This is a genomic window from Chryseobacterium viscerum (assembly GCF_025949665.1).
Classification (GTDB): domain Bacteria; phylum Bacteroidota; class Bacteroidia; order Flavobacteriales; family Weeksellaceae; genus Chryseobacterium; species Chryseobacterium viscerum_A.
Map to the genome: position 1 here is coordinate 679,984 of NZ_JAPDFT010000001.1, position 22,169 is coordinate 702,152.

Annotated in this window: 21 protein-coding genes; 12 read left to right on the forward strand and 9 right to left on the reverse strand. The window is 36.8% G+C overall.

Annotated elements, in window-relative coordinates; genetic code table 11:
* Positions 1-13 precede the first annotated feature (13 nt).
* A complete protein-coding gene (locus OL225_RS03185; RefSeq protein WP_264517247.1) occupies positions 14-937 on the reverse strand; it encodes an AraC family transcriptional regulator in 924 nt (307 codons plus the stop codon).
* Between the two features lie 182 nt (positions 938-1,119).
* Here OL225_RS03185 and OL225_RS03190 point away from each other — a divergent pair, with 182 nt between their 5' ends.
* The 3 genes from OL225_RS03190 (at position 1,120) to OL225_RS03200 (ending at position 4,427) form a co-directional block, all read left to right on the forward strand.
* On the forward strand, positions 1,120-2,649 hold the full coding sequence (locus OL225_RS03190; RefSeq protein ID WP_264517248.1) for an aldehyde dehydrogenase family protein: 1,530 nt from the start codon (positions 1,120-1,122) through the stop codon (positions 2,647-2,649).
* Positions 2,650-2,923: 274 nt separating this feature from the next.
* Entirely contained in the window at positions 2,924-3,958 is a 1,035-nt protein-coding gene (gene adhP, locus OL225_RS03195) for an alcohol dehydrogenase AdhP (protein WP_047378603.1), read from the forward strand.
* 85 nt (positions 3,959-4,043) lie between these two features.
* Positions 4,044-4,427 (forward strand): DUF779 domain-containing protein, encoded by a 384-nt coding sequence (locus tag OL225_RS03200; protein WP_264517249.1) that lies wholly within the window; start codon positions 4,044-4,046, stop codon positions 4,425-4,427.
* A gap of 21 nt (positions 4,428-4,448) precedes the next feature.
* Here the strand turns inward: OL225_RS03200 and OL225_RS03205 are convergent, their stop codons facing one another.
* Positions 4,449-4,961, reverse strand: a complete 513-nt coding sequence (locus tag OL225_RS03205; protein ID WP_264517250.1) for a hypothetical protein — start codon at positions 4,959-4,961, stop codon at positions 4,449-4,451.
* A gap of 28 nt (positions 4,962-4,989) precedes the next feature.
* Complete coding sequence (locus OL225_RS03210) at positions 4,990-6,189, reverse strand: dicarboxylate/amino acid:cation symporter (RefSeq protein ID WP_264517251.1); 1,200 nt, start codon at positions 6,187-6,189, stop codon at positions 4,990-4,992.
* Between the two features lie 302 nt (positions 6,190-6,491).
* Between OL225_RS03210 and OL225_RS03215 the strand changes: the two genes are divergently transcribed.
* The 4 genes from OL225_RS03215 to OL225_RS03230 all read left to right on the forward strand — a co-directional run bounded on the left by OL225_RS03215 (position 6,492) and on the right by OL225_RS03230 (position 9,798).
* The gene (locus tag OL225_RS03215) at positions 6,492-7,850 is read left to right on the forward strand and encodes a S8 family serine peptidase (RefSeq protein WP_264517252.1); all 1,359 of its coding nucleotides are present in this window, start codon (positions 6,492-6,494) and stop codon (positions 7,848-7,850) included.
* A gap of 163 nt (positions 7,851-8,013) precedes the next feature.
* Positions 8,014-8,928, forward strand: a complete 915-nt coding sequence (locus OL225_RS03220; RefSeq protein WP_264517253.1) for a J domain-containing protein — start codon at positions 8,014-8,016, stop codon at positions 8,926-8,928.
* 3 nt (positions 8,929-8,931) lie between these two features.
* Complete coding sequence (locus OL225_RS03225) at positions 8,932-9,234, forward strand: chaperone modulator CbpM (RefSeq protein WP_264517254.1); 303 nt, start codon at positions 8,932-8,934, stop codon at positions 9,232-9,234.
* Positions 9,235-9,270: 36 nt separating this feature from the next.
* Positions 9,271-9,798 carry a hypothetical protein gene (locus OL225_RS03230; RefSeq protein WP_264517255.1) on the forward strand — a complete coding sequence of 176 codons (528 nt, stop codon included), beginning with the start codon at positions 9,271-9,273 and terminating at the stop codon, positions 9,796-9,798.
* 63 nt (positions 9,799-9,861) lie between these two features.
* On the opposite strand, the gene OL225_RS03235 is transcribed toward OL225_RS03230, so the two are convergent.
* Positions 9,862-10,854, reverse strand: coding sequence for a PLP-dependent cysteine synthase family protein (locus tag OL225_RS03235; RefSeq protein ID WP_047378596.1), 993 nt, complete (start codon positions 10,852-10,854; stop codon positions 9,862-9,864).
* Positions 10,855-10,979: 125 nt separating this feature from the next.
* Positions 10,980-12,209: an ABC transporter permease gene (locus tag OL225_RS03240; protein WP_047378595.1), complete on the reverse strand. Its 1,230-nt coding sequence runs from the start codon at positions 12,207-12,209 to the stop codon at positions 10,980-10,982.
* A gap of 4 nt (positions 12,210-12,213) precedes the next feature.
* Here OL225_RS03240 and OL225_RS03245 point away from each other — a divergent pair, with 4 nt between their 5' ends.
* Complete coding sequence (locus tag OL225_RS03245) at positions 12,214-13,410, forward strand: DUF1343 domain-containing protein (protein ID WP_264517256.1); 1,197 nt, start codon at positions 12,214-12,216, stop codon at positions 13,408-13,410.
* On the opposite strand, the gene OL225_RS03250 is transcribed toward OL225_RS03245, so the two are convergent.
* The 4 genes from OL225_RS03250 to OL225_RS03265 form a co-directional block, all read right to left on the reverse strand.
* Positions 13,411-13,617, reverse strand: a complete 207-nt coding sequence (locus tag OL225_RS03250; protein ID WP_264517257.1) for a hypothetical protein — start codon at positions 13,615-13,617, stop codon at positions 13,411-13,413.
* 4 nt (positions 13,618-13,621) lie between these two features.
* Entirely contained in the window at positions 13,622-14,254 is a 633-nt protein-coding gene (locus OL225_RS03255; protein WP_264517258.1) for a DUF3575 domain-containing protein, read from the reverse strand.
* A 14-nt stretch (positions 14,255-14,268) separates the two neighbouring features.
* On the reverse strand, positions 14,269-15,444 hold the full coding sequence (locus OL225_RS03260) for a thioredoxin family protein (RefSeq protein ID WP_264517259.1): 1,176 nt from the start codon (positions 15,442-15,444) through the stop codon (positions 14,269-14,271).
* Between the two features lie 182 nt (positions 15,445-15,626).
* On the reverse strand, positions 15,627-15,986 hold the full coding sequence (locus tag OL225_RS03265; protein ID WP_047379494.1) for a winged helix-turn-helix transcriptional regulator: 360 nt from the start codon (positions 15,984-15,986) through the stop codon (positions 15,627-15,629).
* A 142-nt stretch (positions 15,987-16,128) separates the two neighbouring features.
* Here OL225_RS03265 and OL225_RS03270 point away from each other — a divergent pair, with 142 nt between their 5' ends.
* The 4 genes from OL225_RS03270 (at position 16,129) to OL225_RS03285 (ending at position 22,166) form a co-directional block, all read left to right on the forward strand.
* Positions 16,129-17,073 (forward strand): alpha/beta hydrolase, encoded by a 945-nt coding sequence (locus tag OL225_RS03270; RefSeq protein WP_264517260.1) that lies wholly within the window; start codon positions 16,129-16,131, stop codon positions 17,071-17,073.
* A 21-nt stretch (positions 17,074-17,094) separates the two neighbouring features.
* A complete protein-coding gene (locus OL225_RS03275; RefSeq protein ID WP_264517261.1) occupies positions 17,095-17,661 on the forward strand; it encodes a cysteine hydrolase family protein in 567 nt (188 codons plus the stop codon).
* 217 nt (positions 17,662-17,878) lie between these two features.
* Positions 17,879-19,462, forward strand: a complete 1,584-nt coding sequence (locus OL225_RS03280) for a histidine kinase (RefSeq protein WP_264517262.1) — start codon at positions 17,879-17,881, stop codon at positions 19,460-19,462.
* A gap of 130 nt (positions 19,463-19,592) precedes the next feature.
* Positions 19,593-22,166 carry a zinc-dependent metalloprotease gene (locus OL225_RS03285; RefSeq protein ID WP_264517263.1) on the forward strand — a complete coding sequence of 858 codons (2,574 nt, stop codon included), beginning with the start codon at positions 19,593-19,595 and terminating at the stop codon, positions 22,164-22,166.
* Positions 22,167-22,169: the final 3 nt, after the last annotated feature.

A 22,169-nucleotide genomic window follows, 5' to 3' on the forward strand; every position in this document is an offset into this window, starting at 1 on the left:
ATTTGTAAATAGATTACCTCAGAACCATTCTGTCCTGATAGCTTTTCGGAGTTACTCCCTCCAGCTGCTTAAATACTCTCGTGAAATAATTTGTATCTGAAAATCCGGTCTGAAAAGCAGTTTCTTTGATACTGATTTGGCTGGCTAATAACTCTTTTGCTTTGCTAATCCTTTCCTGCAAAATAAAATCATTTGGGGAAGTTCCCAGCTCATCTTTGAACATTTTAAAGAAATTGGATTTACTTACATAAGCCAGCTTGGCAATAGTGTCAATGGATAGTTTCTGGTGAAGATTTCTTTTAATATAATCTACCACAAAGCCTATCCTGGATTTATTTTTAACAATATTTTTTTCTACCATGCTTCTTGCCTGGGTCTGCATCAGTCTTATCAGAAGTTCTTTCAATGCAAAATCAGCCATGATATCCTTTTGTGAGTTATCATCCATTGCAATTCTCATAATATTATTGGTGGCAGAAGCAATCGCTTTATTGTTGAACAGAAAATATTCATCCAGCTGAATATTCCATTGCGAAGTTTCATCCACTTTGGGAAGATGATAATTGAGATAATTAAGAGAATCTTCTATAAAATCAGGATTAAGACTTAAAGAAATACATTGGGTAGGGGTTTCATCCGCCTCAGGAAAATCAATAACCATTGTTTCTCCCGGAGCAACCAGAATACTTTCTCCCGGATAATAATCAAAATAATTGGTCTTATTATCCAGCTTCATATGTTTCTTACCTCTCAGCATTGCTGTAAATGCAATATTTTCAAAATGAAGTTTTACATCAAAAGCAGCCTTATGAGTCTCATAAATACTGAATTCACAATTGTTTAGATTGAATTTCGTCTGGTTTTCAACAAGACTCAATAGTTGGTTTTCCTTACGTAATTCAGGAGTATTTAATAAAATCTTACTATTGTTATTCATTTCTAATTTTTTTTGAAAAGGAGGTAACTCAAATATAGAGAATTTGGCAGTATGTTGCTGTTAATAAAATACTAAAATTGAACCCTTTGTACTATTTTACACTTTTTTTATAGGATTGTGCTATACTCTTTTGGGAATCTCAGTGTAATTTGGCTTTATCGAAAAATAAAAACAAGACTAATATGAGCACTATTACAGAACCAAGATCAGCCACGCTTTTACAGCGTCCGGAGTTCAAAAGCAGATATGATAATTATATTGACGGGAAATTCACGCCACCCGTTAAAGGGCAGTATTTTGACGTAGTCTCGCCAGTGGATGGGAAAAACTTTACCCAGGTTGCCCATTCCTCCAAAGAAGATTTGGAGCTGGCCGTAGATGCAGCAGAAAAAGCATTCCGTACCTGGAAAAATACTTCCTCTACAGAAAGAAGCATTATCCTGAACAAAATTGCAGACAGAATAGAACAGAATTTAGAATATCTGGCAACAGTAGAAACAATTGATAACGGAAAAGCCGTGAGAGAAACACTGGTGGCAGATTTACCTTTAGCAATTGATCACTTCAGATACTTTGCTTCCGTGATTCGTGCTGACGAAGGATCTCATAACGAACTGGATAAAGATACCGTATCTCTGATCGTTCACGAGCCACTGGGAGTAATTGCACAAATCATCCCATGGAATTTCCCGATACTCATGGCTGTCTGGAAATTGGCTCCGGCACTGGCGGCAGGAAACTGTGTCGTTTTGAAACCTGCAGAAAGTACTCCTGTTTCTATCATGGTTCTAATGGAACTTATCGGAGACCTTTTACCCGCAGGTGTTATCAATATTGTGAACGGATTTGGTGCAGAACTTGGAAGAGCCCTGGTAACCAATCCGAAAGTAGCAAAAGCAGCATTTACCGGTTCTACCGCTACAGGGCGTATGGTGATGCAGTACGCAACTGAAAATATAATTCCGGTAACCCTGGAATTGGGAGGGAAATCACCAAACGTTTTCTTCAACTCTGTAATGGATGCTGATGATGAGTTTCTAGATAAAGCGATAGAAGGTGCTGTACTTTTTGCCCTTAACCAGGGAGAAATTTGTACATGCCCTTCAAGATTGCTCGTTCAGGAAGATATTGCAGATGCCTTTATTGAAAAAGTGATTGAAAGAGTAAAAGCCATCAAAGTAGGAAATCCGCTGGACAAAACCGTAATGATGGGAGCTCAGGCCTCAAAGATTCAGAAAGATAAAATCCTTTCCTATATCCAGTTGGGAATAGAAGAAGGAGCGGAAGTGCTCGTAGGAGGAGAAGTTAATCATCTTGGAGAAGATCTGGAAGACGGATATTACATTCAGCCAACGGTTTTCAAAGGAAACAACAGAATGAGAATCTTTCAGGAAGAAATTTTCGGGCCGGTGCTGGCATTTACGACCTTTAAAGATGAAGAAGATGCAGTAAAAATTGCCAATGATACCATTTATGGACTTGGCGCCGGGGTTTGGACAAGAGATGCTCACCAGCTATACAATATCCCTCGTCAGATAGAAGCGGGAAGAGTATGGGTAAACCAATATCACTCTTACCCTGCAGGTGCTCCTTTCGGAGGTTACAAACAATCCGGAATCGGAAGAGAGAATCATAAAATGATGCTCGATCATTACCGCCAAACCAAAAACATGCTGATTTCTTACAACAAGAATAAGTTAGGTTTCTTTTAATGTTATTTAGGACGTGCCCGATTGCCTTGGCTTTATCCAGGGCAAAACGGTCGGGCTATGCAGGGCTGCACTTCGTTTCGGTGCTCCATTGCATTTCGCACCGGCTCGTTCCTCGCCGCCCTTACTATCCCTCACGCAGAGAAATATTGGTCTTTTGATATACATTTTCTATTTAGTCATTGACTTATAAAGCAGCATAGCGATTTACAGCTAACTGTTTACATCTGGTGATAAAAACTAATAACCCAAAATAACTCCATCCAAAAAATAAAATATGATTCCAAAAACAATGAAAGCGGCAGTAGTTCAAGGCTACGGCCAGCCTCTGAAAATAGAAGAAGTACCCGTAAGAGAACCCGGAAGATATGAAGTCCTTGTTAAGGTAATAGCCTGTGGAGTCTGCCATACAGATTTACATGCTGTAGATGGTGACTGGCCTGCAAAACCCAAGATGCCTCTTATTCCCGGACATGAAGGAGTAGGTATTGTGGTAGCCTGCGGACCTGAATCTTTTGTAAAAGAAGGTGATGCCGTAGGTGTTCCCTGGTTGTACAGTGCCTGTGGATGTTGTGATTATTGTATCACAGGATGGGAAACCCTTTGTGAAGCACAGAAAAACGGAGGCTATAGCGTAGATGGCGGTTTTGCAGAATATGTTATTGCAGACTCAAGATATGTGGGACATTTGAAATCAGATGTTAACTTTCTTGAAATTGCTCCTATTTTATGTGCCGGAGTAACTGTTTATAAAGGATTAAAGGAAACAGAAACAAAACCTGGAGAATGGGTAGCTATTTCAGGAATCGGCGGGCTGGGACATGTAGCGGTTCAGTATGCCAAAGCAATGGGAATGCATGTAGCAGCCATTGATGTTGCTGATGATAAACTCGAACTGGCAAAAAAATTAGGAGCAGACCTTGTAGTCAATGCAAAAAACACTGATCCTGGACAATATTTGCATAAAGAAGTTGGCGGAATGCACGGCGCATTGATTACAGCCGTTTCTCCTATTGCCTTCAAACAAGGAATAGATGTTTTAAGAAGAAAAGGAACCATTGCTCTGAACGGTCTTCCTCCCGGCTCCTTTGAACTTCCGATTTTTGAAACAGTTTTAAAAAGGATCACTGTGCGAGGTTCCATCGTAGGAACCCGAAAAGACATGCAGGAAGCATTGGATTTTGCCAATGAAGGATTGGTAAAAGCCACAGTTACTCCCGCAAAACTGGAAGATATCAATGATGTATTCGATAAAATGAAAAAAGGACAGATTGACGGCAGAATCGTTTTGGATATTGCCGGCTCAAATTAATTGATGATGTGTTGCTGATCCCGGCTGGATTTACTTGTCGGGATCTTTTATAACAATAAGGTTCCGTAAGCTAAAATAAAAAACAATGGAAGCAAAAATATCCAGACTCTCTGCAACAGAACAGGCACTTGAAGTGATCCGGAAATTGGAAGATCAATATGGACCACTCATGTTTTATCAGGCAGGAGGATGCTGTGAAGGTACGCAGCCGCAATGTTTTGAAAAAGGCGGATTTTTTCCCCGGATGAATGATGCAATGATCGGAACCATTAATGGATATGAGTTCTGGATAGACCGTGACCTATTTGAATACTGGAAATATTCACATTTTACATTAGATGTTACAGATGGCTTCGGACCTGGTGGCTTCTCTTTGGAAACTCCCTTAGGAAAAACATTTAAAGTTCACTACAGGCTTTTCACTCCGGATGAATATAAAAATCTTGAAGCTGTAAAACGCAGTGAGTAGAGCCTTGGGCCTGAGATTGGTTTAAGGCTTTTGGGTAATATAAATAAGCTCTCTTTCAAACTCATATTTCCCTCTCGAAATTCCTCTTTTTAAGATAAAATATTGGCTGATTGCTATTGTGAAAGCGATTGCCCCGACCATAAGACCTTGTTGATCTCCTGTTATACTGACGAATCCTATTATAAAGCAAAAACACAGAATAAAAAACCAATTCAAAATCTGAAATCCTGAAGGAAAAAATTCTACAGATACGGATGATATACCATTTTTATCAGAAATAGTTCCACGTAATACAGGATTACTTCTGTTCATATCAAATAGTCTTCCTCTTCTTTTGATTGTAAAGCTCTTGGCATCAATCATTCCCCGGTATTCAAACCGCGTGGGAATTGCAGTATCTTTTTCCAATGATATGAATGTCGTATTGGTTTTATAAGTTACTTTCATTAATCTCTGTATAAGTTCTGCACTGCTGATATTGAGATCAATGGTGAGGCTGTTGTACAAGCCAATGCTTTTAAAAAATGAGTTCATGGGTTAATAGAAAATAGTTAAAATGCAATCAGACTTTCACAAACCGGTTGACAAACATCGCCGCCACTATATCTCCTACAGCATTCAGAACAGTAGCCAGAGGATCTACCAGAGTCCCGATAATCATTACCGCAGGAATAGCTTCCTGAGGCAGTTTGTACACTGAGATCATCAGCATCTCCCCAATATATCCGCCATTAGGAATACCACCAGCCACAATACTCACAAAGATTGTAATTCCCAAAGCCAAAAGCAGGTTGGCCGGATCAAAGAAATCTTTTCCGATAATTAAAAATGCTACATAGATCTTGATGATAGAAGACATAGAAGATCCGTTTTTATGCAGGGTAGTCCCGATAGGAATCACCAGATTGGCAATAGAGTTCGGAATTCCGATCTTTGATGCTGCCTGTAAATTGGCAGGCATGGTGGCAAAACTGCTGCAGGTACTTATTGCAGTAAGAGTAGGGTAGATTGCGTTAGTCCAGAAACTTTTGATTCCTTTCTGCCCGTTTGCCATAAAAGCATAAATTGAAAAGAAGACCAGAAAGTAAATGATTCCGGCAATATAATACAAGCCTAAAGGTTTAGCATAAAATCCGAAAAGCTGTGGTCCTAAAGTCGCTACCTGGTAAGCAAAGTAAGCACCCAGACCAATGGGAGCCAGTTTCATGACCAATAAAAGAAGCTCTTTCATCACTTCATACCCGGAAGCAATAAAAACCCGGAAAGGCTGTCCTTTTTCACCTGTCTTTCTGGCCGCAAATCCTGTCAGAAATGCAAATACCAGAAGAGCCAGCATATTTCTTCTCGAGAAAAGCTCAGTAAATTCGCCTACCGTAAAGAAACTTACAATCCTATTACCCCATGTATCATCATTCGCTGCTTCCGTAATCATATCAGAACTCCCTGAGACTCCTGAAACCGGAAAAAGATACACAGCACAGATAGTAAAAATAGCTGCCGTGAGAATAAAGAATAAAAAGGTAAGTGACATCACAAGGATGATTTTTCCAAATTTAGACTGCTGTTCCAAAGAAGAAATAGAATTGGATACGGCAAAAAATACCAACGGAACTACACTCACAAAAAGAAGATTAAGGAAAATATCTCCCAAAGGTTTTATATATTCCACAAAACCAGGAGCAACAATTCCAATGATGCTTCCAATAGTGATTCCCAAAAGTAAAAATATAATTCCGGAGTAGTTTTTCAGGACCTCTTTCATGCGGCGCTTTTTATCAAAGATAAGTTTATTTTCTATGTGAGAATAGAAATTAGCTCAATTTATCAATTGTATGATTTTGGTGTATTACTATAAAATTGAAAAGTTGATATTGCTAATTATGAAATTTTATTCTATAAAATTATCAATAGATTAAAATATTTAAATTATTTAATAATTAATTTTTTAGTCAAATTAATTCTTTATTTTATATTTTTTTTAATTATTCTTTATTGATATTGTTTTAAAAACAATTATTTGTTATATATTTAAAATTAACTAATGCAAAAAAATATTACAAATTTATGAAAAGAAAAAACAAAATTTCGTTATTACTGATTGTTGGTGCAATCACTGTAAGTTGTAACACTGATAGGTTAAATGATACTGCTGAACCTAATACTGATGCTAATGCACTTGCTAATTCCGAGGGTGTAGTCTCCGGAAGTTCTAAACCTATTCCGGGACAATACATTGTAGTTTTAAAAGATGGTATTCTGGCTCAAAATGGTCTCGCTGTTTTTAAAGGTGCAAACAATGACAGAGAAAGTTATTTAAGGCAGACTGGAGTGTTATTAGATAAATTGAAAAGTAATGTTAGTGGGCTAAAACTGGGAATTGATAATCAAAAAATTTCCAATGCTTTCGGGTATGCTCTGGAAGGTTTTGTTGCTGGAAATCTTACTGATGTAGAAGTGGAAACACTGAAGAAGGATTCAAGAATCAAAAGTATTGAACAGGATTATCAGATTTCATTAGGAACGGCAGTAGGTACTATTGCAAAAGCCACCTCTCAACAAGAGTTACCTTGGGGGATTACAAGAATAGGAGGTTCAGGAGATGGAACAGGAAAGACAGCCTGGGTAATTGACTCTGGAATAGATTTGGATCATCCGGATCTTAATGTAGATACCCAAAGAAGTGTTTCTTTTGCAGGGGATAACAACCCTGATGATGGGAATGGTCATGGAACTCATGTTGCAGGAACTATTGCTGCTATTAATAATAATATTGGTGTTGTAGGGGTAGCTGCCGGTGCTAAAGTTGTTGCATTGAAAGTTTTAAAAAGCGATGGACGTGGAGAGTTTTCATGGACTGTTTCTGCCCTGGATTATGTATATGCTAATGCTTCGGTAAATGATGTTGTAAACATGAGTTTAGGACCAAAAGTAAGAGGTAGGTTTTCTGCTACTGATCAAGCTACCTTAAAGGTTGCTCAGAAAGGTATTAAAATAGCTATTGCAGCAGGGAATAGTTATGATGATGCTGATTACTATTCACCAGCAGCCGTGAATCATGAAAATATCTATACCATATCAGCCATAGCTCAAGGTGATTACTGGGCCCATTTTTCTAATTATGGGATTGGTGTCGATTATGCTGCCCCGGGCTACAGTATAAAATCAACTTGGTTAAATGGTACATATAACACAATAAGCGGAACTTCTATGGCATCGCCTCATGCAGCAGGAATTCTGTTATTAGGAACTCCAACAAGTGATGGTAGTGTAAAACCTGCTTATTGGGAGTATAAATATGGATGGTTAAATGATGGAACATATGGAAAATATTATACTGGTAAATATAGCCCTACAAATATTTATTCTACAGCAGATTATCGTTACGATAAAGATGGTGTAATTGATAAGATTATTCACAGATAATCATTTATAGTTTTAACTAAAAAGAGATGGAGTTATCCGTCTCTTTTTTTGTTGATATTGTTTGTATGATATGAATATTAAAACTTTTTTTAGGACAAATTTTCATGTTTTATTATATATCATTCAAAGATAAATTTCATAAATTTGGGTAAACCTCATTTCTATGGCTTATATAGATTACTATAAAATTTTAGGCGTAGATAAAAGCGCAACACAGGATGATATCAAAAAGGCCTACCGGAAACAGGCCAGGAAACTTCATCCCGATCTGAATCCTGATGATAAGGAAGCCGAAAGACAGTTCAAAGAATTGAATGAAGCCAACGAAGTACTCAGCAATCCGGAAAACAGATCTAAATACGACAAGTATGGAGAACACTGGAAACATGGTGAAGAATACGAAAAGGCGCAGCAGCAGCAAAGACAATATCAACAGCAAAATAATTATGGCGGTGGATTCTCCGGTGCTGATTTTGGTGATGGGGAAGACTTTTCAGATTTCTTCCAGAATATGTTTGGCGGAGCAGGTAGCGGATTTGGTAAAAGCTCACGAGGAAGAGCTTCCGGAAAGTTCAAAGGACAGGATATCAAAGCAGAATTAACTCTGAATCTGAGAGATGCTGCAAAAACCCACCCGCAAACCTTTGATATCAATGGGAAAAAAGTCAGAATCACAATTCCGGCAGGTGTCTATGACGGGCAGCAGATCAAACTGAAAGGGCATGGAAATCCGGGGGTCAATGGAGGTCCAAGCGGAGATCTATATATTACTTTTAATATCCCAGCCGATCCGAATTTTGAAAGAATCGGGGATGATCTGAAAACCAAGGTAACCATTGATCTGTATACCGCTGTTTTAGGCGGAGAAGTGAATGTAAATACCCTGGAAGGAAGCGTAAAGCTTAAAGTAAAACCGGAAACCCAAACCGGAATTACTGTAAGGCTGAAAGGAAAAGGCTTTCCTGTCTATAAAAAAGAAGGAGAACATGGAGATCTTTTTGTAACCTATGAAGTGAAACTGCCCACCAACCTTACCGAGAAGCAGAAAGAACTTTTTGAACAACTAAAAAATTCCTAAGCTATGATTGAAAGAATATCACGGGAAGAACTCGTAAGAATCTATAATATAGAAATCACTTTTTTTGATGAGCTTGTAGATTATGGGCTATTGAATATACAGATTGAAGACAATATCCATTATCTGATGTATGAGGATCTGCCTGATCTGGAAAAATTTGCCAACTGGTATTATGATCTTGAAGTCAATCTTCCCGGTCTTGAAGTGATTCACAATATGCTGAAAAAACTGGATGCGCTGAACCGAAGAAACAGAGAGTTGATGAATAAACTTTCTGCAATAAGTAATCAATATGAAGATATTTAGTTTAGTTTTGTAGCTTTTTAAAGCAACTCTATAATTATGAATGAAGAAAAGGTGATTACACTAAAACCGGAAAGAAAGATTTTTGAAGATATTTATTTTAGCGGTAATCAGGGAAGTCTGCTTTTTTCACCTACAACGAAAAGTAAAACCGTTGCCACCATTGCAGCAGCAATCATTGTTTTTATTGTTTTTCTTTTGAAGGATAATCTGAGCAAAGAAAGTGTAGGGATTTTATACTTTTTGAGTTTTATTTTTTTGCTTTGTGCTGTTTTTCTGTCTGTAAGTGTCAATAAAGTTTCAAGATGGAAAAAACAGGTGAATCATTATTTGCATGTTCTGGAAAAGTGTAAAGTGTATGAAATCAGATTTGATCAGAATTTTTTCACTGTGAATATTGATGGAGAAAAAGAAACCAGTGAGTGGAAAGATTTTGAATATTTTGACAGCAATAATGAATTTATTTCCCTTGAAGGAAAATACAGCTATATGTTTCCCAGAAAAGCAATGAGTGAAAAAGAATATAGTTTTCTCAAAAATAAATTAAAAGAAAATATCAAGCAATAAAAATAAAAAACGGAACAAAATTTTGTTCCGTTTTTTTATTATCTTATAAGTAAGCCTTCTTGCTTATTTATTTTCTTCCAGCCATCCCATTTCCTTCATCCACTCGTCATTGTAGATCTTTCCTACATATCTTGAACCGTGGTCATGAAGTAAAACGACAATTACATCATCTTTAGTAAACTGATCTTTCATCTGGATCAAAGAAGCAATGGCACTTCCGGCAGAATATCCGCAGAAAATTCCTTCTTCCTTAGCCAGCTTTCTGGCATAGATAGCGCCGTCTTTGTCTGTTACTTTTTCAAAATGATCTATTACAGACATGTCGTAGTTTTCAGGGATGATATCTTCCCCGATACCTTCTGTAATATAAGTATATGCGTGATCATAGTGCAGTTCTCCGGTTTCGTGGAATTCCTTCAGAATAGAACCATAGGTATCAACACCGATTACTTTGATGTTTGGATTTTTTTCTTTGAAGAAAGTTCCGCATCCTGTAATTGTGCCTCCTGTTCCGGCTCCTACTACAAAGTGAGTCAGGTTTCCTTCAGTCTGTTCCCAGATCTCAGGAGCTGTAGACTCATAATGAGCGGCTCTGTTAGATAAGTTGTCATATTGGTTCACATACCAGCCGTTCTCTGTCTCTTTTGCCAGTCTTTTTGAAACTGAATAATACGAACGCGGGTCAGTAGGTTTTACATCGGTAGGACAAACGATTACTTCCGCACCTACAGCACGAAGGATGTCACACTTTTCTTTTGATTGCTTAGAGTTGGTTACAAAAATACATTTGTAGCCTTTGATGATCGCTGCTAATGCCAATCCCATTCCTGTATTTCCTGAAGTCCCTTCAATAATGGTTCCTCCAGGTTTTAATCTGCCGTCTTTTTCGGCATCTTCTATCATTTTAAGAGCCATTCTGTCCTTTACTGAGTTTCCAGGATTGAAGGTCTCTACTTTTGCTAATACTAATGCCGGGAAATCTTCACCTAATACTTTGTTAAGCTTTACCAGCGGCGTGTTACCTATAGTTTCAAGGATATTTTTTGCGTATTTCATAAATGTTTTATATGCGGCGCAAAGATAAGGCTTTTAAAATTATCTGCGCTGTGGATAACGTGTGGATAAGTTGTGAATAAAGTTAAAAACCCCTGAAAGACAGCGAATAATTGTCAATTATCAATTTAGTTGTACTTAATAACTTTCACAGGAGAAATCTTACTGATCAGATAGCTTGGAATAATTAAAGCCAATCCTGAAATAAGAAGAATTCCTAATGAGATTGAAATGATTGCAATAGGATTAAGGTCTACCGGAACCGTGCTTACATAATAATTTTCCGGGTTAAGCTTTATAACACCAAAGAATTTCTGGATCAAAATAAGTCCCAGTCCGATAGCATTTCCATACAAAAGTCCCGGAATCATAATAATCAACGTATAATTGATGAAAGTAGCTCTTATCTGTGAATTGCTTGCACCTAATGTTTTAAGAAGACCAATAGAATTTGTTCTTTCAATAATAAGAATCAGAAGAACCATAATGATATTAATAACCACTACAATCAGCATGATGATAATGATCAAAGCTATATTGGTATCAAAAATACTGATCCAGTCCGTGATCTGTGGAAATTTTTCAGTAGCTTTTTCAGCATAGTTTTTATAACCGATCAGTTTTTCAATTTCAGGAAAATCTTTGTCGATATCATTTACATTTTTCAGGAAGATGTCTATTCCGCCAATTTCATCAGGTTTCATATCCTGAATCTTTCTTGCATGGTTGATTCCGCCAATCACAAACTGTTCATCGATCAGTTTTATATCAGTTCTGTAGATACCAATAATCTTGAATTTACGATAAAGTGGTTTTTGATCAGCCTTTAAAAATACGGTAACAATACTGTCATTCACCTTAAGATGAAGGTCGTTGGCAACTTTTTGCGAAATAGCAACGTCATTGTTAAAACCTTGCTCAGTAACTTTCGGAGTAGTACCGGCAATGAGGAATTTTTTAAATCTTAAACTGTCAAAATCTTTTCCGATCCCCTTAAATATGATCCCTGCAAAATTGTGCTCGTTACGCATAATTCCGGTAACCATCACATATTTTTGAGTACTTTCCACATCAGGAAGTTCTTTTATTTTTGCAATATTGAGTCCCTGATTATCGAGTACAGAAGTGTTGTAAGAGGAGTTTGATCTCGTTGATCTTACAGTAATATGCCCGCTGAAATCTGCCAGCCTCTCTTTGATAGCTTTTTTTGAACCAAAACCGGTGGCTACAGTAATTAAGGAAACAATAATCCCCAATGCTACGGAAAGCCTGCCAATGAAGATGATAACCCTTGAAAGGTTATTTTTGTTATCTTTGGAAAATGCTATTTTTCTAGAGAAATATAAAGGAAATTTCAAGCTTATGAATTTAGATTTCAAAATTAAAAATTTACTTCTGATTTGCCTAATTTTTTTAGGAGTATTCAATCAATATTATTCTCAGACTCAAGTTCAATCGGATTTTAAAACCGGGGCAGACCAGCCTGAAATGTATTTACCGCTCTTAAAAGGTAAAACGATAGGAGTGGTAACCAACCAGACAGGTTTGATGAGTGACAAAACTCATTTGGTAGATTTTCTGGTAAAAAACGGAATAAAGATCAAATCTATTTTTGCTCCTGAACATGGTTTCAGAGGAGATGCGGATGCGGGTGCAAAAGTGAAAAATGGGGTAGATATAAAAACAGGAATACCGATTGTTTCCCTGTATGGCAATAATAAAAAACCAAAACCGGAACAGTTGGCCGGAATTGATATTGTTATTTTTGATATCCAGGATGTTGGGGTGAGATTCTATACCTATATTTCTACTCTGTCTTATCTGATGGAGGCAGGTGCTGAAAATAATGTTGAGATAATGGTGTTGGACCGTCCTAATCCACACGACGGATATACAGATGGACCTGTATTGAGAAAAAAATGGACCAGTTTTGTAGGAATGCATGAAGTTCCTGTAGTATACGGACTTACGATAGGAGAGTATGGAAAGATGGTGAATGGTGAAAAATGGCTGAAAGATGGGGTTCAGGCTAAATACACGCTTATTCAGATGAAGAATTATCATAAAAAACAACGCTATCCAATGCTTGATAAACCTTCTCCGAATTTACCCAATGATAAAGCCATCAATTTATATCCAAGTCTGTGCTTTTTTGAAGGAACTCAGGTTTCCGTAGGAAGAGGAACAGATCTACCTTTCCAGATTTATGGTTCTCCATGGACGGAAAAACTCCCTTATCAGTTTACACCAAAGCCAAGTTATGGTGCTAAAGATCCATTTCTGAACGGGAAATTATGCTATGGTGAAAACCTCTCAGAATATCCTAAAGATTTAAGAGAGCTTAACCTTGAATGGGTTATCAAAGCTTATCAGAATTATAACAATCCCCAACAGGATTTCTTCCTGAAAAATCTTTGGTTTGATACCCTGTCCGGAACTGATGATTTCAGAAAACAGATTATTGCCGGAAAATCAATTCAGGAAATTAAAGATTCCTGGAAAAAAGATCTGGATAGTTTTGAAAAGATCAGAACCCGGTATGTAGTATATGAAGATTAATTAATCAAAATTTTGGGGCGGACTTTTATCATTTCTGCCCTTATTTAATATAAAGAGCCCTACTGTTAATCCAACAACTCCTGCAAAAGCAGTCATTAATGCCCTCTGTAATTTATCAGGAAGATCGTTCCCGATATAGTTCATTAAAAAAAGAATCACAAAAGTGATCACTGAAATGATGATATGGTTTCTTCCGAATGGCTTCATTGTATTATTTTAATTTGTAAGAAATCATTACCCCTCCTCTGTACGGAATGATTTCACCACTTTTGTTGAAATTTTTTGCAGAATCATAACGTCTCCCGGTAGATTTGTCATACCCTTTATAAAATCCCTGTGAGGTTCCTATTGTTCCATAAATATCAAGATTCCATCGCTCAGATAGCTGGAATTGATATCCTGCTGTAACACCCAGCATCACAGAAACCCCTTTCTGATAAAGATTAGAATTGACCAGGATTTCTCCGTTCCAGTTTTCGGAGGTATTATCATTCCAGTAGGTCCATTTTGATGCATTATAAGCGGCAACAGAAACGTTAGCCCCCACATACCAATGTTTGAAAGCTTCATCGAAGTAATATCTTCCTTCTGCAGATACAGAGTAAAACTGTAGTTTGTGCCCTGAAAAAGATTTCCATGGTGAAATGAAAACATCACCCTGAAGCGTATATCTTGAACTCAGCTGTTTTTCTATTCCAAGGTTTAAAATTCCTATCGGGGCAAATAAAGCATTTCCTTTTATGTATAAACTTTTCTCCTGTCCTCCTTTTTCCTGTTCCTGAGCACTTACTGTGCTTGCTGACAGGAAAGCTAAAATGCCTGCTGCTAATAATTTATATTTCATCCGGTATGTAATGTTTATTTTATTTGCTTTAATAATTCATCTGCTAATTGTGAATCTTTATTGCCCTGAACTGCAATATTTTTGGACATTTCAGCATAGTTTTTTGCCATTTCTTTATTTCCTGTAAGATTATAGAGTTTGGCAAGAATATAAGTGTTTTCTGAAGTTTCGCTTCTCATGACAGACTTTTCTGCCCATTCTGTAGCTTTCTTTAATGAGGAAGGTGTTTTCACATGATCTGCAAATATCCATGCAGCTCTTAAAAGTTCATTAGGGTCAAATGAGTCAGAATCTTTGTAATAGTCTAAAGCAGCTTTTTCGTATTCAGGAAAATTACTGTTCTGTTCATAATAGCTGAGTTTTGTCTGATTCAGTTTTTTAAGCGCAGCTTCTTTTCCTACCAATGGTTCAGCTGTTTTTAAAAAATAGTCATCATTGATCTTTTTATTTTTATCATCAATAGACTGTTCTACTATTTTTCCTAATTTCAGTTGAGCATCAAATTCGGTGTAAGTTTCTTCAGGAAGAAATTTAACGATTTCTGCTTTTCTGGATGCAAAAATAGTATAATTGGTATCTTCTGATGATTTTACAAAATAGAGAAGAAAACCAATTTCATCTTTTGTAAGCTCTTCGGTTTTCTTTTTATTCTGGAAATATCTTTCGGAAGCTTTTTTTGCGAATTCATAATCTGAGTTAGCGTTAAGCTTCATGATGTTGATCAGGAATTCCGGGTCTTTTTCACCGCTGGCAAAACGGTCTTTCAGAGAACCTTTTTTGTTTCCTGGCGAATTGATATCCTGGGCCATAGCCACAAACATGCTCTCCTCCATATAGCCGGTATTTCTGGAAACAAGCTCTCCTTCACCGTTCAGGAAAAGATAAGTAGGATAAGAACGTACTCCGAATTTTGAAGCAATATCTCTTCCTTCTCCTTTTTCCATGTCAAACCTTGCATTGATGAAGTTGGTATTGTAATAATCGCTGACCGTTTTCTGGGTGAAGACATTTTTCTCCATCATTTTACATGGGCCACACCATGATGCATAGGCATCAATAAAAACCAATTTCTTTTCCTTCTTGGCTTTGGCAATAATATCTTTGAACGGGAGTTCCTGAAACTGGATCGTTTCCTGAGCTGAGATAGCGATGGTACAAAAAATAGATATCCCGGAGATGATCTTCTTCATTTTCAAATAAGATTTGTAGGCGAAGATAATTAATTTTAAAAATATAGCATGCTGAATCTGTAGTCTGAACAACGATATTAACTAACTTTAAGACTTATACCTGCTTTCTTGCCTTTCGGTTTGTGTATAAAATAAGAGTTGTTCTTTCGATTTTTTCTTTAAAAAAGTAGTGAGAGTTTAGCTTATTTTTTCTTCACTTTTTTATGCTCATTACCCCATACTTCAAGTTGATCCAGAACCGGAATCAGTTTTTTACCAATTTCTGTAAGCTCGTATTCTACTTTTATGGGTACCTCTGCATATACTTTTTTGGCGATAAGTTCCTCCTGTTCCATTTTTTTTAGCTGAAGGGTAAGCATTCTTTCAGAAATATTGTGGATTCTATCCTTCAGTTCAAAAAATCTCAGTTTCCCATGTTTAAGATGATAACAAATGGAAAGAATCCAGCGGCCACTGATCAGATTCACGGCATATATTTCAGAACAGCTGTACTCCAGTGTTTTCTTATTTTCATTATTGGTGGATGATTCTTTAATACTCATACTTACATTTTTGTTCGTTCCAGACAATCATTTGTACACTTGGAAAGCATAATGTTGATAGGTAAATTTACAAATAAAAACAGGAAATATTCTGTTGGAAAATGGTTTTATCGCTTGTTTAGTATAAAATATTTAAGATATTATGAACTTTAATAGAATTAACATTGATTTGAAAAATAGCATTGAAAATGTCCCTTATTCGTTGGAAATTGATGAAGATTTATTTTTGAATGCTCCGGAAATTATTCAACAGGAAAGAAAAGAATTTACGAAAGCTCATCCTTTTAAAAAACCGGATCATATTGCTGTGCAAGATATTTTTATACCAAGCTCAGAAGATAGATACGGGATCAGACTTCACGTTTATCAGCCTGAAGGTTTTAACCGCGACAGGGTTCTCCTTTACTTTCATGGAGGAGGATATGTTTTCGGGTTGCCGGAGCAGGTGGATGACCAGATGTTTGAGATAGCAGATAAACTTAAGGCAACCATTATTTCTGTTGATTACAGGCTGGCTCCCCAATATCGGTTTCCTATACCTGTTTTAGATGGTTTTGATGCTTTACAATGGATCATAAGACATGGTTTCTCAGAGCTGGGGATTAATTCTGATGGTATAACCGTTTTTGGAGCAAGTGCAGGCGGGCATCTGGCGGCGGCTGTAACTCAAATGGCAGCAGATCACAATATTAAAAATATAAAACATCAGTTCTTACTATATCCTGTCATTCACAATAGACTGAATACTCCTTCAATGGAAGAGTTTACAGATATTCCACTATGGAATAAAAATTACGCAAAGACAGCGTGGCTGCATTTTCTGGGCGAAGAAAATAAAGATAAAAGCCTTCAATATTCAGATCTTACCAACTATAATAATTTTTCCGGGTTGCCACAAACTACCATTGTTGCCTGTGAGCTGGATCCTTTAAGAGATGAAGATGTAGAATATGCCCAGCTCTTATATAAAGCAGGAGTGAAAACCGAATTATGGGTAATTTCCGGTGCGCTGCATGTATTCGACCTCTTTGATTCTCCTATGAAAGATGAATATAATAAGTTTCTTATGAACAGACTTTTTCAATAATAATGTATAAAATAAAAACAGATGAAATTACGGGATAAAAGACCTGCATTGCTTCTTATTGATATTCAAAAAGGATTTCTTGATGAAAACTATTGGGGAGGAAACCGAAATAACAAAGAAGCAGAAAAATTAAGTGGAAAAATACTGGAAACATGGAGGAACCTGAATTTGCCGGTATTTCATATCAGGCACAACTCAACCAATCTTACATCGAAACTGCATGAATCTGATCCTGGATTCGGATTTAATGATCATGTTTTACCCCAAGATGACGAATGTGTTATTACAAAAAACGTAAACAGTGCTTTTATAGGAACGGATCTGAAAGAAAAATTAGATATTCAGAAAATAGATACTCTGGTGATTCTGGGAATTACGACCAATCATTGTGTTTCCACTACAGCAAGAATGGCAGGAAATTTTGGATATGAAACCTATGTGATTTCTGATGCTACGGCGGCTTTTGACAGAGTGGGAATACATGGAGAAAAATATGAAGCGGAACTGGTTCATCTCATGGCGTTAGCCAATCTGAGTGAAGAATTTGCCACCATCATGAATACTGAAGAACTATTAAGAAAGCTGTAGGAAAAATTATAATCTGAATATATTGAAACTACCATTTTTTGGTAGTTTTTTTATGTTTTTGAAATAAATAGCTTAAAATACATGTTTTTGTTAAAAAAATAAGCGTGCCCACTGGCGGTTTTAAAGATAAAAATAATTCACTTTATGGTACTGGAATCTTTGTTATATCTTTGCAAACGAATAATTTATATGTAGGAGAACAACAATTCAGAGAAACTTGAGCATTAATTTTAAACACGCCTTATCCCCAAAATACATTTACATCACCGCATTATCTGCCTGCCTTATTGCAGTGGCAGCATTTGCCGTTTTGAGTCTTTTGATCACAGAAGACAGCCGTAAAAACACTGATGATTTTGCAAAGAAAACCTTCTTCCGCAAATATGAATCTATAGAGCATGAGTTCAGAAATATTGAAGATTATCAATACCTGCTTCGTGCACTGATTCAGAAAGACGGACTGAAGAATTATAAAGATTATTCTTTGGTTTTAAATGATTTAAACAAAAAAAGAAATCTGCTGCCTTACAGCTGGTATTATTACGAAAATACAGCTTCAGGAAAAACAGAAAGTAATAATCCTTTATCTGGTATTTTCAGACAGACAGAACATAAAGAGAATTTTATTAGTTTAAAAAACAGCGGTTCCGGACATTTCAGGGATCTTTTGATTACCAAAAAAGACAGTATGTATTGGGTGAGTTATGATTCTCTGGTGCTGCCTGATAAAAACAAACTGTATTATGGTTCTACCGTAAGCCTGGATGATCTCCATCGGTACTTTATTAATGTAGACAAAAGTTCCAATACTTACGCGTACGTCTTTACAAAAGAAGGAATTTGTATTACTCATCCGGAGAAAAAATATATCGGAAAGAATATTTTCGAGTTTACAGATATTAAGGCGAAAGATACACTGTCCAGCAGAACTGAAGCCGGATACACCAAAGGAACGGCGGTCTCAGAATATCTTGGTGTTGAGGTAACACGCTTCATAAAACCATTAAAAACAGACAATTTTGACGGATATACAGTCGTAAATCACGTGAATTTTATCATCGATGAAAATATTGACAAAATAAAAACTTATACCGTTTATATTTTTCTGGCAGCTCTGTTTCTTATTGTAACGGTCTTTATCTTATTCCAGAGAGCAACCAATCTTGCTTATCAGGAAAAAGAAAAAATACAGTCTGAAAAGAATTTATTGTTAATAGAGAACGAAAAGATGCATAAAGCAGAAGTAATTAACCAGCTTCAGCAGCTTAAAAACAATATCAATCCTCATTTTCTTTTCAATTCACTGAACTCTCTTTATATGCTGATCGGGATCAATAAAGAAAATGCCCAGAAGTTTACCATGAACCTCTCTAAGATTTACAGGTATCTTATAATTCCCCCTAAAGATAATATTGTTCCGGTTTCGCAGGAAATCAAATTTATACAGCAGTATATGGAACTTCTGAAAAGCAGGTTTGATGAAGAGATGAAGTTTGAACTGATTATTAATGCTCCGGAAAGTCTGGAAAAAAGAATTCCGTATTTATCCCTTCAGATTGTAACGGAAAATGCCACCAAACATAATATTGCAACGATAGATCAGCCTCTGGAAATTATCATTATTGTGGATGAGGAGGGTATCACTGTAAAGAATACCTGGCAGCCAAAAAGTGAACCAGTGCAGGGTGAGAAATTCGGAATTGATTATTTGAATCAAATTTATGAGTATTTTAAAAATAATCTTCTTCATATTTCTGTAGATGGTGAATATTTCGTATGTTTTTTGCCTTTATTGAAGTGAAAATAAAAATCCATTCACTCCCGAAAAATCACCATTCACTCCCTAATATTATATATATGATTCGCGATACCTATAGCTTTGCTTACTGAAACTAAGATATTTACTATTTGGAATGAATCGGACTATTTTAATGAAGAATTACAGACTTGCTCTGTATCTCGGTCTTGCTATGGCTTCACCAATGGCAATAGCACAAAAAAAAGATAAAGATACGGTAAAGGTCAACAAAGAAAAAACAGATAAGACAGAGACATCCTCGTCAAAAAAAACAAAAAAAATTGAAGACCTGATCAAAAAAGGAACCTATAAAAAGGGACTTTTTAATACTATTCAGTTAAAGACGGATATTTATTTTGAAATTCCAGACAGCTTGATGGGACGTCAGTTTTTGGTTGTCAACAAGCTATCTCAGGTGCCAATGCAGGTGAATGAAGCAGGTTTGAATAAGGGAATGAATTATGAAAATAAGGTCATCTCTTTTCACCGGGATCGTGTAGCTAAAAAAGTATGGGTAAAAACGGTGGTTCCCAAGGTGTCATCGCCAAAAAATGATGCGATTACAAAATCTGTGAAAGACAACTTTTCAGAATCCGTCATTGAAGTTTTTGATATTGAAGCACAAAATAATGATTCTACGGCGGTAGCTATTAAAGTGAACAAAGTTTTTGATGGAAATCAAAAGAGCTTTAACGATGTTTTGGCGAATGTAGGATTAGGAGGATCTGTGAAATCAAGCCTTTCTTATATAGAAGGAGTGAAGACATTCCCTAAGAACCTTGTGGTGAAGTCTCAGTTGTCTACTTCTGTAAATGAAGGCGGGGTAGATCTTCCGGTAACATTAGGAGTTACTACCAATCTGGTTCTGCTTTCTAAAATACCGATGAAACCAAGAGTAGCAGATTCAAGAGTAGGATTTTTCTCCGAAAAGCACTGGTCGTTTAATGATAACCAGCAGAAAATGGATGAAAAGTTTTTCATTACCAAATGGAATCTTGAACCCAAAGATGAAGATAAAGAAAAATACTTAAGAGGTGAGCTGGTAGAGCCTAAGAAACCGATTGTTTATTATATAGACCCGGCAACACCAAAACAATGGCGTGAGAAAATCATTGCCGGAGTACATGACTGGCAGGCGGCGTTTGAGCAGGCAGGATTCAAAAATGCAGTGATTGCGAAAATGCCGGACGAAAAAGATGAAGATTTTGATATTGATGATGTAAGATATTCTGTGATTACTTACGCCGCTTCGCCAAAGTCAAATGCAATGGGACCATCAGTAGTAGACCCGAGAAGTGGTGAAATTATCGAAGCAGATATCATCTGGTGGCATAATGTAATGACTTCTCTTCATGACTGGATGAGAATTCAGACAGGACCTATAGACCCGAAAGCAAGAGGAAATAAATTCAGTGATGAACATATGGGTGAAGCCATCCGTTTTGTTTCATCGCATGAAGTAGGGCATACTTTCGGATTGAAGCACAATATGGGAGCATCCTTTGCATTCCCTGTAGAGTCACTTCGTTCCAAAGAATTTACAGACAAAATGGGTGGTACAGCACCTTCCATTATGGATTATGCACGTTACAATTACGTTGCTCAGCCGGAAGATGGTGTTACAGCCATCACTCCGAAAATTGGTCTTTACGATAAATATGCCATAGACTGGGGTTACCGTTGGTATCCGGATGAATTTGTTGAGAAAAAAGCGCTGAGAAATTTAATTGAAAAGCATCAGGACGATCCGATGTATTTCTATGGCGAGCAGCAGAGCTACCTGGAAACTATCGATCCTCGTTCTCAGTCTGAAGATTTGGGAGATGATGCCATGAAAGCCAGCGAATATGGGATGAAAAACCTTAAAGTGGTTGTCAACAATCTTTTAAAGTGGACTTATGAAGACGGTAAAGAGTATACGGATGCGGGAAAACTTTATATGGGAGCTATCGGACAATGGGACCTGTACACAGGTCATGTGATGGCGAATGTGGGAGGAATTTACCTGAACAACACTGTTTTTGGCAACAAGAAGAAAGCTTACGAAGCAGTTCCTGAAGAAATTCAGAGAAGAGCAGTTGATTATCTGGTTAAAAACGCGATCAACCTTCCGGAGTGGTTATTCTTTAATCCGATTACAGAAAGAACGTATCCGGTTAAAGATTCACCAATGGGGCCATTTGAGCAGACACCATATACCATGGCAAGAGGAATGCAGTATGCGAATATCTATTCTCTGTTTATGGATGACAGACTGTTGAGATTGCTTGAAAATGAGCTGAAGCATCAGATGTCTGGTTCTAAAGAAGAGATCTATACCGTTGAAAAATTATTTGATCAGGTAAGAACTCCTATTTTCAGTAAAAAAGGAAGCCTTACGATGCTTGAGAAAATGACTCAGAAAAATTATGTGGATGCCCTGATTGTTTCAGTGAATAAATTATTTGAAAAAACAGCAGTGAAAGGATTGAAAGCAGATGATACTCTGAATATCCCAACCATCTGTAATTTCCATGAAGAGGATCACGGTTTGAGGAATATCAATTATTCATCTATGAAGAGAGTATCTGAAGTTACCACTTACAAAAGGGCAGAACTTCAGAAGGTTCTGGACTTACTGAACAGAACAAGGTACAGAGGCGATGATGCTTCCAGAGCACATTACACAGATTTAATTATTCGTATACAAGAGGCTTTAAACAAATAAACG

Bases quoted from the DNA above. Each gene is read 5' to 3' on its own strand.
- OL225_RS03270 (WP_264517260.1), top strand. From the start codon at position 16,129: ATGAACTTTAATAGAATTAACATTGATTTGAAAAATAGCATTGAAAAT.
- OL225_RS03275 (WP_264517261.1), top strand. From the start codon at position 17,095: ATGAAATTACGGGATAAAAGACCTGCATTGCTTCTTATTGATATTCAA.
- OL225_RS03265 (WP_047379494.1), bottom strand. From the start codon at position 15,986: ATGAGTATTAAAGAATCATCCACCAATAATGAAAATAAGAAAACACTG.
- OL225_RS03210 (WP_264517251.1), bottom strand. From the start codon at position 6,189: ATGAAAGAGGTCCTGAAAAACTACTCCGGAATTATATTTTTACTTTTG.
- OL225_RS03200 (WP_264517249.1), top strand. From the start codon at position 4,044: ATGGAAGCAAAAATATCCAGACTCTCTGCAACAGAACAGGCACTTGAA.
- OL225_RS03220 (WP_264517253.1), top strand. From the start codon at position 8,014: ATGGCTTATATAGATTACTATAAAATTTTAGGCGTAGATAAAAGCGCA.
- OL225_RS03185 (WP_264517247.1), bottom strand. From the start codon at position 937: ATGAATAACAATAGTAAGATTTTATTAAATACTCCTGAATTACGTAAG.
- OL225_RS03225 (WP_264517254.1), top strand. From the start codon at position 8,932: ATGATTGAAAGAATATCACGGGAAGAACTCGTAAGAATCTATAATATA.
- adhP (WP_047378603.1), top strand. From the start codon at position 2,924: ATGATTCCAAAAACAATGAAAGCGGCAGTAGTTCAAGGCTACGGCCAG.
- OL225_RS03250 (WP_264517257.1), bottom strand. From the start codon at position 13,617: ATGAAGCCATTCGGAAGAAACCATATCATCATTTCAGTGATCACTTTT.
- OL225_RS03285 (WP_264517263.1), top strand. From the start codon at position 19,593: ATGAAGAATTACAGACTTGCTCTGTATCTCGGTCTTGCTATGGCTTCA.
- OL225_RS03230 (WP_264517255.1), top strand. From the start codon at position 9,271: ATGAATGAAGAAAAGGTGATTACACTAAAACCGGAAAGAAAGATTTTT.
- OL225_RS03245 (WP_264517256.1), top strand. From the start codon at position 12,214: ATGAATTTAGATTTCAAAATTAAAAATTTACTTCTGATTTGCCTAATT.
- OL225_RS03260 (WP_264517259.1), bottom strand. From the start codon at position 15,444: ATGAAGAAGATCATCTCCGGGATATCTATTTTTTGTACCATCGCTATC.
- OL225_RS03205 (WP_264517250.1), bottom strand. From the start codon at position 4,961: ATGAACTCATTTTTTAAAAGCATTGGCTTGTACAACAGCCTCACCATT.
- OL225_RS03235 (WP_047378596.1), bottom strand. From the start codon at position 10,854: ATGAAATACGCAAAAAATATCCTTGAAACTATAGGTAACACGCCGCTG.
- OL225_RS03215 (WP_264517252.1), top strand. From the start codon at position 6,492: ATGAAAAGAAAAAACAAAATTTCGTTATTACTGATTGTTGGTGCAATC.
- OL225_RS03255 (WP_264517258.1), bottom strand. From the start codon at position 14,254: ATGAAATATAAATTATTAGCAGCAGGCATTTTAGCTTTCCTGTCAGCA.
- OL225_RS03190 (WP_264517248.1), top strand. From the start codon at position 1,120: ATGAGCACTATTACAGAACCAAGATCAGCCACGCTTTTACAGCGTCCG.